General features: G+C 65.2%; 9 protein-coding genes. 3 read left to right on the top strand and 6 right to left on the bottom strand.

The window, feature by feature from the left end; translation table 11 throughout:
- Positions 1-49 precede the first annotated feature (49 nt).
- Genes ACP7BV_RS04320 through ACP7BV_RS04310 form a run of 3 tightly spaced genes read left to right on the top strand, consistent with a single transcriptional unit; the run spans position 50 to position 3,802 of the window.
- On the top strand, positions 50-1,627 hold the full coding sequence (locus ACP7BV_RS04320) for an acyl-CoA ligase (AMP-forming), exosortase A system-associated (protein WP_426101848.1): 1,578 nt from the start codon (positions 50-52) through the stop codon (positions 1,625-1,627).
- Between the two features lie 13 nt (positions 1,628-1,640).
- Positions 1,641-2,873 (top strand): pyridoxal-dependent decarboxylase, exosortase A system-associated, encoded by a 1,233-nt coding sequence (locus tag ACP7BV_RS04315; protein WP_426101846.1) that lies wholly within the window; start codon positions 1,641-1,643, stop codon positions 2,871-2,873.
- A 53-nt stretch (positions 2,874-2,926) separates the two neighbouring features.
- On the top strand, positions 2,927-3,802 hold the full coding sequence (locus ACP7BV_RS04310; protein WP_426101844.1) for a glycosyltransferase: 876 nt from the start codon (positions 2,927-2,929) through the stop codon (positions 3,800-3,802).
- Between the two features lie 119 nt (positions 3,803-3,921).
- On the opposite strand, the gene ACP7BV_RS04305 is transcribed toward ACP7BV_RS04310, so the two are convergent.
- The 6 genes from ACP7BV_RS04305 to ACP7BV_RS04280 are packed head-to-tail and all read right to left on the bottom strand — an operon-like array spanning position 3,922 to position 13,229.
- Positions 3,922-5,433 (bottom strand): lipopolysaccharide biosynthesis protein, encoded by a 1,512-nt coding sequence (locus tag ACP7BV_RS04305; protein ID WP_426101842.1) that lies wholly within the window; start codon positions 5,431-5,433, stop codon positions 3,922-3,924.
- Positions 5,426-7,768, bottom strand: coding sequence for a polysaccharide deacetylase family protein (locus tag ACP7BV_RS04300; RefSeq protein ID WP_426101840.1), 2,343 nt, complete (start codon positions 7,766-7,768; stop codon positions 5,426-5,428). Before ACP7BV_RS04300 ends, ACP7BV_RS04305 begins: the two co-directional genes overlap by 8 nt.
- A complete protein-coding gene (locus ACP7BV_RS04295; protein ID WP_426101838.1) occupies positions 7,761-8,933 on the bottom strand; it encodes a glycosyltransferase family 4 protein in 1,173 nt (390 codons plus the stop codon). The genes ACP7BV_RS04300 and ACP7BV_RS04295 overlap by 8 nt, the downstream gene beginning before the upstream one ends.
- Complete coding sequence (locus ACP7BV_RS04290) at positions 8,930-10,150, bottom strand: TIGR04063 family PEP-CTERM/XrtA system glycosyltransferase (protein WP_426101836.1); 1,221 nt, start codon at positions 10,148-10,150, stop codon at positions 8,930-8,932. Before ACP7BV_RS04290 ends, ACP7BV_RS04295 begins: the two co-directional genes overlap by 4 nt.
- The gene (locus tag ACP7BV_RS04285) at positions 10,150-12,063 is read right to left on the bottom strand and encodes an XrtA/PEP-CTERM system amidotransferase (protein WP_426101834.1); all 1,914 of its coding nucleotides are present in this window, start codon (positions 12,061-12,063) and stop codon (positions 10,150-10,152) included. Before ACP7BV_RS04285 ends, ACP7BV_RS04290 begins: the two co-directional genes overlap by 1 nt.
- Positions 12,051-13,229 (bottom strand): TIGR03088 family PEP-CTERM/XrtA system glycosyltransferase, encoded by a 1,179-nt coding sequence (locus ACP7BV_RS04280; RefSeq protein ID WP_426101832.1) that lies wholly within the window; start codon positions 13,227-13,229, stop codon positions 12,051-12,053. The genes ACP7BV_RS04285 and ACP7BV_RS04280 overlap by 13 nt, the downstream gene beginning before the upstream one ends.
- Position 13,230 lies beyond the last annotated feature (1 nt).

The following is a 13,230-nucleotide window of genomic DNA, read 5'->3' as shown; positions in this document are numbered from 1 at the left end:
AATCAACTGTTAAGATTGCAGCCCATTGCGGCGACATCACAAGGTTTTAATGAGCGAGCTGCTTCACGACTTTATCTTCCGCGCGGCCCGGCAATTTCCGGCCTCGGAGGCGCTCGTGCATGGCGCGCGCAAGCTCAATTACGTGCAGCTGGCGCAAGCGGTCGATGGCGCGGCGCGCTCTCTGCTGGGCGCCGGCGTCCAGCGCGCCGCCCGCGTGGCCGTGTACCTCGAAAAACGCATTGAAAACGTGGCCGCTTGTTTTGGCGCCGCTGCCGCCGGGGCCGTGTTCGTGCCGGTCAATCCGCTGCTCAAGGCAGCCCAGGTGGCCTATATTCTGGGCGACTGCAGCGTCAGTATTTTGCTTACTTCCTGCGAGCGCCTGCGCCTGCTCGCGCCGGTGCTGGCCGACTGCCCGAGCGTGCATACCGTGTTTGTGGTGGGCGACGGCGAGCCAATCGACATTCCCGGCATCGCGGTGCGCGCGTGGGAAGGCGCGCAGGCTGCAACCCTGCCCGCGCATGTTGTCATCGACACCGACATGGCGGCTATCCTCTACACCTCGGGCAGCACCGGCAACCCCAAGGGCGTGGTGCTTTCGCACCGCAATATGGTGGCCGGCGCCGTCAGCGTGGTCGGCTATTTGGGAATGACCGCGCGGGACCGCATCCTGGCGGTATTGCCCTTGAGCTTCGACTATGGCTTCAGCCAGCTGACCACCGCCTTTCACGTGGGCGCCTGCGTGGTGTTGATCAACCACCTGTTCGCGCGCGATATCGTCAAGGCCGTGGCCGACGAAGCCATCACCGGCCTGGCCGCCGTGCCGCCGCTGTGGATCCAGCTCTCGCAGCTGCCTTGGCCCCCCGCTTGCACGCTGCGCTACCTGACCAATTCGGGCGGGGCCATGCCGCGCGCCACCGTGGACGCGCTGCGGGCGGCCTTGCCAAACGCGAGCCTGTTCCTGATGTACGGACTGACCGAAGCGTTCCGCTCCACCTACCTGCCGCCGTCGGAACTGGATCGCCGGCCCGATTCCATGGGCCGCGCCATTCCCAACGCCGAAGTGCTGGTGGTGCGGCCTGATGGCACAGTGTGCGACGCCAACGAGGCGGGTGAGCTGGTGCACCGCGGCGCGCTGGTGGCGCTGGGCTACTGGAACGACCCGGCCAAGACGGCCGAACGGTTCCGGCCCGCGCCCGGCCAGCATCCCGCGCTGCCGCTGCCCGAAATTGCCGTCTGGTCGGGCGACACCGTGCGCCGCGACGAAGAAGGCTTTTTGTATTTCGTGGGGCGCGGCGACGACATGATCAAGGTGTCCGGTTACCGCATCAGCCCCACCGAAATCGAGGAAGCGATCCACGCCGCGCAACTGGTGGCCGAAGTGGCCGCCTTTGGCGTGGCCCACCCCGTGCTGGGCCAGGCGATCGTGGTGCTGGCGGTGGCGCGGGATAGCCAGGAGGTGAGTATTGCCGCGCTGCTCAAGGAGTGCCAGCGCCGCCTGCCGGCCTACATGGTGCCGGCCCATATCGAGATTCGCAGCGAGGCGTTTCCGCGCAACCCGAACGGCAAGATCGACCGCAAGCTGCTGCGCCAGACTTGTTCCACGCTTTTTGAAAGTCCCACCCCATGAACGGTCGCAATTTATGAGTGCGAAGCCGGTGCACGCGCCGCAAACCCAGTTCCCCGTCGTGGACGACTGCCTGCAGGTAGGCGGCATGCCGCTCACGCGCCTGGCGCAGCGCGTGGGCAGCACGCCGTTCTATGCCTATGACCGCTCGCTCCTGAGCGAGCGCGTGGCGCTGCTGCGCGCGGCCCTGCCGCCGGCGCTGGCGCTGCACTATTCGATCAAGGCCAACCCGATGCCGGCGCTGGTGCAGCACATGGCCGGCCTGGTCGACGGGCTCGATGTTGCGTCTGGGGGCGAAATGAAAGTCGCGCTCGACACCGGCATGGACCCGGCGCGGGTCAGTTTTGCCGGGCCCGGCAAATCCGAGGCGGAACTGGCGCAGGCGCTGGCCGCCGGCGTGTGCGTGAACCTGGAGTCGGCGCGCGAAATCGGCATCCTTGCGCGCCTGTCGCAAACGCTGGGTATGCAGGCGCGCGCCGTCTTGCGCGTCAATCCGGACTTCGAGCTGCGCTCGTCCGGCATGAAAATGGGCGGCGGCGCCAAGCAGTTTGGCATCGACGCTGAAGAAACTCCGGCAATGCTGAAACTGGCCGCCGGCGAAGGCATGGCGGTGCTGGGCCTGCAGATTTTCAGCGGCTCGCAAAGCTTGAAGGCCGACGCCATCATGGAAGCGCAGAGCCGCACCGTGGAACTGGCGCTGCGCCTGGCGGCCGACGCGCCGCAAGCGCTGCACCAGTTCAATATCGGCGGCGGCTTTGGCATCCCGTATTTTCCCGGCGAGCGCGCGCTGGAGCTGGCGCCAATCGGCGCGCACCTGGCGCAACTTCAACAGCAAGTACTGAGCGCGCTGCCGCAGGCGCAGCTGGCGATCGAACTTGGGCGCTTTTTGGTGGGCGAGGCGGGCGTCTACGTGGCGCGCGTGATCGACCGCAAGGTCTCGCGCGGGCAGGTTTTTTTGGTCACTGACGGCGGGCTGCACCACCACCTGGCGGCGTCGGGCAATTTTGGCCAGGTGATCCGTAAAAATTACCCGGTGGCGGTCGGCAACCGCATGGCCGCGCCAAGCGACGCCCCGGCCTACGTGGTCGGTCCCCTGTGCACCCCGCTCGACCTGCTGGCCGACAAAATGGACCTGGCCCACGCCGAGGTGGGCGACCTGATCGTCGTGTTCCAGTCGGGCGCCTACGGCTTGAGCGCGAGCCCGGTCAACTTCCTCAGCCACCCGGCCGCGCAGGAAGTGCTGGTCTGACGCTGCTGCTATAATTTGCGCTGCCAATTTCAGCACTTCCAGGACCATTCGCCGTGCACAGACCCACCATTTCGGTCATTATTCCGACTACCTGCGAAGCGCGCCGGTGGGACTCGCTGCAGCGGGCCATCGCGGGCATCCTGGCGCAGGAACAGGTTGACGCGGGCCTGATCGTGGTCGTCAACGGCGAGCGTTTCGCGCCCGATTGCGTGAAGCTGCTGCGCGCCATGCAAGGCGTGCGCGTGCTGTACCAGGCCGAAGGCAGCGCGCCGCTGGCGCAGCGCCTGGGGCGGCAGACGGTCGAGACCGATTTTTTCTGTTTTCTCGACGACGATGACGAGTATTTGCCGGGCGCGCTGTGGCGCCGCGTGCAACCGATGCTGGCCAGTCCGCAGATCGGCTTTACTGCCTCGAACGGCTACCGGCTCAAGAGCGGGCAGGAAACACTCGCCGTGCAGCGCGCCGACGCCGTAATGGCGAACCCGCTCGCCGCTTTATCATCTGAAAACTGGCTATCCTCGTGCGGCGGGCTGTTTCGCTCCGCGCAGGTGACGGCCGATTATTTTGATAATCCGGCGCCGTTTTACGAGTGGACTTACCTGGCCTACAAGCTGGCGCGCGATTTTAAAATGGCATGGGTGGCCGAGCCGACTTTCCGCATTCACGATACGCCGGCGTCGCTGTCCAAGTCGGATGCGTTCCGGGCGTGCGAAGCGGATGTGTTGAAGCGCATCCTCGCACTTGGCTTGCCGGCGCCTGTTGCGCGCGAGGTGCAGGAAAAGCTGGGCCGCACGTATCATGACCTGTCGAGCGACAATATCGCGCTGGGCAGGCGCTGGCCGGCCTGGCGTTACCACATGATCAGCCTGGCGCACCGCGGCGGCTGGCGCTATCTTTTATATACGCGCAAGCTGTTGACGCCTCGTTAGGGGCTGTCGCCAACACGCAGAGGAGCGTAGGTCGGATAAGCGTCCGCGCAATCCGACGTGCGTCAACGCGACGCCTGTCGGATTGCGCGACGCTTATCCGACCTACGCTTCTTGCTCCTTTAGGACCGGGCACCCGGAGCCAGGCTAAGCTTGATACCAACCTTGCCCAGCACTTGTTCCAGCTTGAGCACGCAAAAATGCTCCGGCCCTTCCGGGGCGCCGGCCATGCGCCACAGCAGGTAGATCGCCGCGCCGTACACCAGCGCGCCAACCGCCACGCATAGCAGCAGGGCCAGCATGTAATCGAGCGTCACTTGGCGCAGCGTGAAGGTGCTCTTGAGCAGCAGCACGACGCCCGCCATCAGCAGCCCCGCCAGCAGCGGGCGCACCAGCTTTTTCGCGAACTCGGTGCCCGACAGGTCCAGGCAGCGGGCAATCAGCATCTGGTTGACCGGCACCATGATGATGATGGTCCCCAGCGACGCCCAGGCCGCACCCAGCACGCCCCAGTAATACACCGATGGAATGAGCAGCACCAGCACCAGCACGGCTTGCACGGCGCCAATGATGGTGACCAGGCGCATATTGCCTTGCGCAAGATAGACGTAGCCGATGTTGGTCTGCACCGCCTGGATCACGCCATACACGGCCATGACTTGGATCACCGGCACCGCATCCATCCATTTCCAGCCGAGCACCGTGGGCACCAGCAAGTCGGCCACGGCCATGATGCCCAGGCCCGCAGGCACCGCAAACAGAGCGATCGAGGAAATCACTTTCAGGAAACTGTTGCGCAGCACCGCCAGGTCGGTAGCAGCCTTGGCGTAGCCGGGAAAGGCGGCGCGGTTGATGGGGGCGACCAGTTCCGTGGTGGGCATCGAGGAAATTTCCGCCGCGACGGAATACACGCCCAGCGTCTGCGAGCCGGCAATGCGGCCGATGCAAAATTGCGCGGCGTTGTTGCGGATAAAGGCCATCAGGTTGTTCAAGACCAGCCACTTGGAGCTGTGGAACAACTCGGTTTTCGCCGCCAGCGACAGGCGCGGCCGGTAGTCGCTCACGACATACGACATCACGAACGAGAGGATGGTACCGGCCAGCTGCCCGTACACCAGCGCCCAGTAGTTTTGCATGTACAAAGCAAGGGGAATGGTGACCAGCACCGTCGACAAGCGCTTGCTCAGCAAAAACTTGAATTCCTGGTCGAAGCGCATTTCGCGCCGGAAAATCACGGGCCCGATATTCGCCCAGCCTTGTACGGCAAAAGCAAACGCGAGCACGTAGACCACCACTTGCAGGCGCGGTTCGTGGTAAAAATTGGCTGCGGGTATTGCCAACAAGGCCAGGATGAAGGCGCAAGCGGTGGAAAACAAGGCCGTGAAGGTCCAGGCCGTGTCGAACTCGTTGCGCCCGGCATGCGGGTTGCTGATCAGGCTGACGTCAAAGCCGAAGGAAATGAGCAGTTCGAGCGCGCTGATCAGAATCATCGCCATGGCGACCAGGCCAAAGTCGGCCGGCGAGAGCATGCGCGCCAGCACCACGGTGCTCAGCAGCCCGATGACCTTGTCGGACATCTTGAAGGCAAGCATCCAGGCCGCGCCCCGCGCGATTTTTTTATCAATATCAGTCAATGGGAACGCTGCCTTTCGTAACCTGGTTGAGCACCTGCGCCAGCTGGCTGGCACGGTGCGTGCGCGAGGACGAGGCAATCAGCGCCTCGGTCGCGACATAGGCCTGGCCGGCGCGGATCTGGCCGAGCAGGCGCTCGAGCACCGGGACGATGGACGCGCTGCTGTCCATCTGCGCAATGGCGTCAAAGCCGGCCGTGCGCAGCACGCGCGCCGTCTCGCCGCTGGTGTCTACCAGCCCCAGAATTGGTTTGCGGGCGCGGAAGTATTCGTAGATCTTGGCCGGGATCTGGGTGTTGAAGGGCGTACCCTGGAACACGATCAGGCCGTCGGCGGCCAGCATTTCCTGCAGCGCTTCGCGGTACGGCACCGACGGCTCGACCTTGACGATGTCGCCCACCTGGTATTTGTCCACCAGCGCGCCCATGGCCGCTACGTCGCCCGGGGCGCGCAGCACCACGCGCAGCGATGCCGCACAGAGTTTGCCTTCGCCGCGCAGCGTGGCCAGCGCCGCCAGGAATGGCGACGGGTCGCGCCCGCCGTCATACAGCACGCCGCTGTGGATCAGCGTCAGGCGCTCGCCCGGCACGGTTGCCACCGGCACGGCGTCGCCGAAACCGTCTTCGTCGTAGCCGTTCTCGATGACCGAGAATTTTTCAGGGGGCAGGCTGGGGAAGCGTTCGCGGTACGAGACCATCGCGCTGTGCGTGGTAAACACGGCCGCGCTGCAGCGCGTGATGGTCTGGCGTTCGATCCAGCCATACACGGCGCGCTGCGGTTTGGACACCGGGTACGAGCTTTGCAGCATGGGGTCGCGAAAATCCGCCACCCACGGCAGGCCCGTCACGCGGTGCAGGGCCAGCGCGATCAGATGCGAGGTGGCGATCGGGAAGGTAGACCAGAGCACGTCCGGCTTGTAGGTACGGATCAGCGACAGGCCGGCCGGCACGGCCGCGAACCACCATGAGATCCAGCGGTCCGGCAAGGCCAGCGCTTCGGGGTAGCGGCCCTTGATGCCCAGGTGGCGCTTGGTGTCGAGCGCAAAGGCGCGCCGCACGACCAGGTTCTTGGGCACGCTGGCCAGCTGCGAGGCGTTTTTTTCGTTGTAGGCGCGCGGGCTGGCCGAGAGCACCATCGGTTCCCAGCCGTTGTGGCCCAGGTGGCGTGAAAACGACAGCGTGCGCTGGATGCCGCTGCTCGCCGCCTGCGGCGGGAAGTGGAAAGCGGTCAGTAAAACTCGGTGGGTCATCTGCGGTGTTCCGGGGTGCGGTGCCTGCCCGGCTTCGTGCGCGTCGGCGCGCCGGGTCGTGGTATGGATGTCGTAGTCGGGATAGCCGGCACTGGCCGGATGGCGCTCGTCCCAGCCCAGCCAGCGGATCAAACGCAGGCCGAACAAAAAAGGCGTCTTGTCCCACGGCCGGCTGCGCGGCAGCTGGAAGCGGTCGGCGCCGCTGGTTACCGCGCCAATGGCCGTGGTAAAGGCGGCCGAAAACCCGGCTTCCTTGGCCATTTGCGTGTGGCGCTGGTCGTAGTCCTTGCCGACCTTGCCGTTCGGGTAGGCGAACAGCTGGACCGGTTTGCCGATGATCGCTTCCAGTTCCTTTTTGCCGCCCGCGATTTCAAGGCGCGAACTGTCGTCGGTCAAGCTGGTGAGGATCGGATGCGAAATGGTATGGGCGCCGATCTCGATGCCGGCGCGGTCCAGGTTGACCACCATCTCGGGCGTGAGCATGAGGTCGTGGTCGAGGTCTTCGCCGACCAGTACTTCGAGCCGCTTGATCAGGTCCAGGCGCGCCTGCGGCGGCAGGTACTTGGATGCTTCGGTCAGCTTGCCGACGGTTTGCTGGCGGTCGCCCAGGCTGGCCAGAGAGTAAGCGCCCAGGCCCAGTTCGCGCAGGTCCAGCTGCCCGGCCGGCAGGTTCTGCACCGCTTCGATGATGCGGTCGTTCCACATATTGCCGCCACCGACATAGCCGCTGGTGACGAACACCGTGGCCGGCAGCTTGAATTGCTTCAAAATCGGCAGCGCCAGGTCGTGCACCGAGCGGTAGCCGTCGTCAAAGGTGATGCACACCGCGCGCGGCGGCATGCGCGCCGTGCCAAGCATGGCGATGGCCTCCGACAGCGGCAGCACATTAAAGCATTCGGCCAGCAGCTGCATTTGCCAGCGGAAGGTGGCCACGTCCGGTTCCGATTCGAGCAGCGGATCTTTTGCTTCCAGAATGCGGTGGTAATTGACCACGCACACGCGCCCCTTGCCCACGCCGCCCGGTGCGATTGCGTCGCCCAGCGTGCGGATCAGGCGCCGGCCGGCGCGCGCGCTGAAGGAATCACGCATAAGCGGCGGCCCCTTTGGCGGCGAGTATGGCGCGAAACAGCGCAAGCTGGCCGGCGGTGGTGTCGTCCCAGCTGAAACGCTCGGCATAGCGGCGCGTGGCGGCGCGGTCGGGGTAGTTGGCGCGCAGCGCGCGTACGGCCGCAGCCAGGCCTTGCGGCGTGCGCTCTTCCATCAGCAAGCCCGCTTCGGGTGCGGCCACCACTTCCGGCGTGCCCCACACGCGGCTGGCAATTACCGGCGTGCCGCACGCCATGGCTTCTAACAGGACGTTGGCCCAGCCTTCGCGTTCGGACGGCAGCACCAGCGCGTCGGCGGCGCCATAGTAGTCGCGCAGTTGCGACTGCGGCAGCGCGCCCAGCATGCTCAAACGGTCGCTCACTTTCAGCTCGCGCGCGAGCTGCTCGAGCATGCCGCGGTTGGGGCCATTGCCGGCGATGAGCAGGCGCACGTCCGGCAGTTCGGCCAGCGCGGCCACGGCCAGCTGCTGCGCCTTGACGGGCACCAGGTGGCCCACGGCCAGCAGCGTAAAACCGGGGAGGCCCAGGCGGGCGCGCACTGCTTCGCGCTCCACCGGCTGGAACAAGTTCAGGTTGACGCCATTGCGCAAGGACGTCACGCGCGCCGGATCGACGCCCAGCGCAATGACTTCGTCGCGCAGCGCGTGGCACACGGTGATCACGCCGGCGGCGCGCTTGGCGGCCCACATGATCATCTTGCGCGGCAGGGGAAAGCCGGGCAGCTGGGTAATATCGGAGCCGCGCGCGGTGATCACCACCGGCTTGTTGAAGTATTTGCCCAGCATGGCCGCAGCCACGCCGTCCGGATAAAAATAGTGCGCGTCGATCAGGTCGAAGTCGAAGCCTTCGTCGAGCAGGCGCGCGACGCTGGCGCGCGCGCCGGCCGCCAGCAGCGCCGGCGCGATGTTCATGCCGATTTTGGGCAGCGTCAAGTAGCGCGGGTGCTGCACGGCGATGCCACTGCGCGTTTCGCTGGCCGGCACCTTGCGAAACTCGGTGTAGTGGCCGGGGAACCAGGGCACGGGCGCCACCACGCGTGATTCGACCTGGCCGCTGGCGACCAGGTGGCGCAGGCGTGTTTCAACGAAAATCCCGTGGCCGGGCTTTTCCGTGTTGGGAAACAGCGTGCTGAACGTCAGGATCTTCATGCGGTGGGCAATCCCGTCAGGCCGCCATAGATTTTTTTGTAGCGCGCCACGCTGATGGGCCAGTTGCGCTCATTTTCCACAAAGGTGCGCCCGTTGGCGCGCAGCGCCGGCCAGCTCTCTTGCGCGGCCAGCAGCGCGCCCACGTTGTCGGCCAGCGACTGCGGGTCGTCCGCCTTGAACAGCACGCCGGTCTTGCCATGCTCGATCAATTCCAGGTGGCCGCCCACGTCGGACGCGGCCAGGACGCGGCCCTGGGCCATCGCTTCCAGTGGCTTTAATGGCGTGACCAGGTCGGTCAGGCGCATCGACAGGCGCGGGTAAACCAGCACGTCGAGCAGGTCGTAGTACTGCTGCACCTGCTCGTGCGGCACGCGGCCCGTGAAGACTACCTTGTCGGCGATGTTCAGTTCCGTCGCCAGCTGGCGCAGCTGCGCGTTCTGCGGGCCGCCGCCAACGAGCAGTACGCGCAGGTTTGGCAATGTGGCCAGCATGGCCGGCACGGCGCGCAGCAGCACGTCCAGGCCTTCATAGGCATAGAACGAGCCGATGAAGCCGATCAGGCGCATGTCCTGCAGGCCAAGCTTGTGCTTGAGCGCGAGGTCGGCCACGCCGCCCACGGCAAACTTGTCGATGTCGACCGCGTTCGGGATCACCGTCACCTTGTCGGCGGGGATGCCGCGCGCGACGATGTCGCGCCGCAGGCCTTCGCAGATAGTGGTCACGGCGCTGGCGTTTTTGAGGGCATAGGTTTCGAGCGCGCGCGTGAGCTTGTAGCGCAGGCCGTTTTCCTTGGCCGTGCCATGGTCGACGGCGGCGTCTTCCCAGAAAGCGCGCACTTCGTACACCACCGGGATACCGAATTTTTTACCGGCGCGCAGGGCGGCGATCGCGTTCAGGCTGGGCGAATGCGCGTGCAGCACGTCGGGCTTGATCTGCGGGATGATCTGGCACAGGCGCTGTTCCAGGCCGTCAATGACTTCCTTCTGGTTGAGCACCGGCAGCTTGGCCAGAAAGCCGTCGCTGCGCGGCGTGCGGTAAAAGTGCAGGCCGTCGACGTCTTCTTCCAGCGTGGGGTTCGCCCCGCCGCCCTGCTTGGAGCCGGTCACGTGGAACGTCTCCCAGCCGAGCGCCTGCTGCTCGCGCAAGATGGAGCGGGTGCGAAAGGTGTAGCCGCTGTGCAGCGGGATCGAGTGGTCCAGTACGTGCAGAATGCGCATCAGTGGCTCCCCGCCGCGGCCGATGCCCCGTTCTTGCGCAGGAAGGCTTCGAACATCAGTACTGACCACAGCGATACGGTGTGGTCCTTGGCGCCGGATTGGTGCTGATCGATCATTTGCTTGAGGTAGGTTTCGTTAAAAATGCCGGTTTCCAGCAGCGCCGGATTGAGGACGGCGCGGCGCATGGATTCGCGCAGCGGGCCGCGCAGCCAAGCGCCCAGCGGGATCGAAAAACCCATCTTTTTACGGTACAGGATGTCGTCCGACAGGTAGGGTTTCAGGGCCTGCTTGAACACGTGCTTGCCTTCGCCGTTGCGCAGCTTGGACGAGGAGGGCAGCCCCGACACCCATTCCACAAACTGATGGTCCAGCAGCGGCACCCGCACTTCAAGCGCGTGCGCCATGCTGGCGCGGTCGACCTTGGTCAGGATGTCGCCCGGCAGGTAGGTCTTCATGTCGATGTACTGGATGATCGAGAGCGGGTCGTCGGTCGGCGCATTGGCCGCGTGGCCGCGCATCACTTCAATCGCGCGGTAGCCCTGCAGGCGGGTGCGGAAGGCGTCCGAGAACAAATTGTCGCGCACGCGGTCAGCCTGGATCGACACGCCATGGAAGTAGCCCTCGACCAGGTCGCGCGCCAGCGCTTCAAAGGTGGTCTTGGCGCGGAACATCTGCGGCGCCCAGTCAGCTTTTGGATAGACTTTGCCGAGCATGCCAAACAGCGGTTTGCGCAGCGTGAGCGGCATCATCGAGCGCACTTTTTCTTCGCCCATCGCAAAGCGGTGGCGGCGGTAGCCGGCAAAGTTTTCGTCGCCGCCGTCGCCTGACAGCGCCACCGTCACGCGCTTTCGTGCCAGTTCGCAGACCCGGTAGGTGGGAATGGCCGAACTGTCGGCATACGGCTCGTCGTACAGCGCGGCCAGGGTGTCGATCAGGCCATAGTCGTCGGTGTCGACGATTTCGCGCTGGTGGTTGGTATGGTATTGATCGGCCACCTGCTGCGCATACACCGACTCGTCGAAGCTGGTGTCGTTAAAGCCGATCGAGCACGTGTTGACCGGTTCGCGCGACAGGCCGGCCATCATCGCCACCACCGCGCTCGAATCGACGCCGCCCGACAAAAAGGCGCCTAGCGGTACGTCGGCGATCAGGTGGCTAGCCACCGCTTCGCGCAGGCGCACCACGAGTTCTTCTTCCATCTCTTCGTCGCGCATCGGTGCGTGCGGCGTGAACGGCACGTCCCAGTATTTTTTTGGCGGCGGCGCGGCCTGGCCGACTCTCAGCGTGAGCGTGTGGCCCGGCATGAGTTTGAGTGCACTGGTGAAGATGGTGCGCGGCTCGGGCACGTAACCGTAGGCGAAATAGTCTTCCACCGCGCGCGGATCGATCTCGCGCGACAGGTTCGGCAGGCACAGCAATGTTTTCAATTCGGAGCCGAAGGCGAGCATGCCGTCAGGCAGAAAAGCGTAGTGCATCGGCTTGATGCCGAGCCGGTCGCGCGCCATGAACAGCACTTGGGCATTGCGGTCCCAGATGGTGAAGGCGAACATGCCGCGCAGGCGCGGTACGCACGCTTCGCCCCACTGTTCCCATGCGTGGACGATGACTTCGGTGTCGCAATGGGTGCGGAAGGTGTGGCCGAGCGCTTGCAGTTCGACCATCAGCGCCTGGAAATTGTAGATCTCGCCGTTGAAGACGACCACCACGCTGTGGTCTTCGTTGAGTAGCGGCTGCTGGCCCGACGCCAGGTCGATGATCGACAGGCGGCGGTGACCAAAGCCCAGGCCCGGCTCAAGATGCAGGCCGCCTTCGACCGGGCCGCGATGGAACTGCGACTCGTTCATCCGGTGCAGCGTGGCGCGATCAATCTCGCGCCCGCCGCGCATGTCAAATAATCCGACTATTCCGCACATGGTGTAATGGTTTCTTTCAGGTTCAATTTGGTTTTGCGTAGTGCATCGTACAGCGCCACATAGGCCTGCACCATGGCGCTCACGCTGTTGTGCGCTTCGATGCGTAAGCGCGCGGCAGCGCCGTGGCGCGCAGCCAGCGCGGCGTCGCCGGCGTAGCGCGCCAGTGCGGCGGCCATGGCGGCGCTGTCGCCGGCCGGCACCAGGGTGCCGGACACGCCATCGTCGATCAATTCGGGAATCCCGCCCACCGCCGTGGACACCACCGGCAGGCGGCACGCCATTGCTTCGAGCAGCGTGACCGGCGTGCCTTCGGCAATCGACGAGAGTGCAAACAGTGAAAAGCCGCGCATCAGGTCCGCAATGTCGCTGCGCGCGCCGGCCAGCTGCACCACGTCGCCGATGCCGGCAGCGGCCACTTGCGCCTCCAGCTTGGCGCGCAGCGGGCCGTCGCCGACGATCACCAGGCGCAATCGCTCATGCTGGGTTGGCAGCAGCGCGCGCAAGGCAATGAAGGCGTCGATCAGGCCGGCCTGGTTTTTCACATCCTGGATGCGGCCCACGGTGCCGATCACAAAATGCGCAGGCGCTGCAAGGTCAAGGGCAGGCCGAAAGTGCTCGGTATCGACGCCGTTGTTGATCAACTCGACCTTGGCGGGCGCAATGCCGACCACGACTTTCAGCCAGCGCTGCAGGTCGAGCGAGACCGGTACATAGCGGTCGACAAAAGGCGACATCAGGCGCCGCAGCAGGTTGTGCTTGCGGTTCAAGCCTTGCGGGTCGCCGGCGTCGCGGCCATGTTCGGCATGGATGCGGATCGGCACCCCGGCCAGCGCCGCCGTCACGCTGTATTCGATGGCCGACAGATTGTAGGTGTGCAGGATGGCCGGGCGCAGGCGGCGCAGCAGCTTGAACAGCGCCGCGTGCGTGCCCAGGCCCAGGCCCGGTGCCTTGTTCAGCGCGTACAGTTCCACGCCGGGCTGGGTGAGCTTGTCGGCAAAGGCGGTGTAGTCGGTCAGGCAGACGATCGCGTGCCGGTATTTGTGGGCCGGCATGCGGTTGATGCAGTCAACCAGCAGCGTCTCCAACCCGCCGAAATCGAGCCGGTAAATCAGGTGCACGACCAGGCTAGCCTGGCCGTCGGGGGATGCTTCCAGCTTTGCCCCCATC

It is taken from the genome of Massilia sp. TSP1-1-2, from assembly GCF_049896185.1.
In the GTDB taxonomy this organism is placed as follows: domain Bacteria; phylum Pseudomonadota; class Gammaproteobacteria; order Burkholderiales; family Burkholderiaceae_D; genus Telluria_A.
Note: the sequence above shows the minus strand (reverse complement) of the source record. Positions and strands in the feature narration are given on the sequence as shown.

What these genes read in the sequence shown, in the direction of transcription:
- ACP7BV_RS04320 (WP_426101848.1), top strand. Translation starts at nt 50, where the DNA reads ATGAGCGAGCTGCTTCACGACTTTATCTTCCGCGCGGCCCGGCAATTT.
- ACP7BV_RS04315 (WP_426101846.1), top strand. Translation starts at nt 1,641, where the DNA reads ATGAGTGCGAAGCCGGTGCACGCGCCGCAAACCCAGTTCCCCGTCGTG.
- ACP7BV_RS04300 (WP_426101840.1), bottom strand. Translation starts at nt 7,768, where the DNA reads ATGCGTGATTCCTTCAGCGCGCGCGCCGGCCGGCGCCTGATCCGCACG.
- ACP7BV_RS04295 (WP_426101838.1), bottom strand. Translation starts at nt 8,933, where the DNA reads ATGAAGATCCTGACGTTCAGCACGCTGTTTCCCAACACGGAAAAGCCC.
- ACP7BV_RS04290 (WP_426101836.1), bottom strand. Translation starts at nt 10,150, where the DNA reads ATGCGCATTCTGCACGTACTGGACCACTCGATCCCGCTGCACAGCGGC.
- ACP7BV_RS04285 (WP_426101834.1), bottom strand. Translation starts at nt 12,063, where the DNA reads ATGTGCGGAATAGTCGGATTATTTGACATGCGCGGCGGGCGCGAGATT.
- ACP7BV_RS04280 (WP_426101832.1), bottom strand. Translation starts at nt 13,229, where the DNA reads ATGGGGGCAAAGCTGGAAGCATCCCCCGACGGCCAGGCTAGCCTGGTC.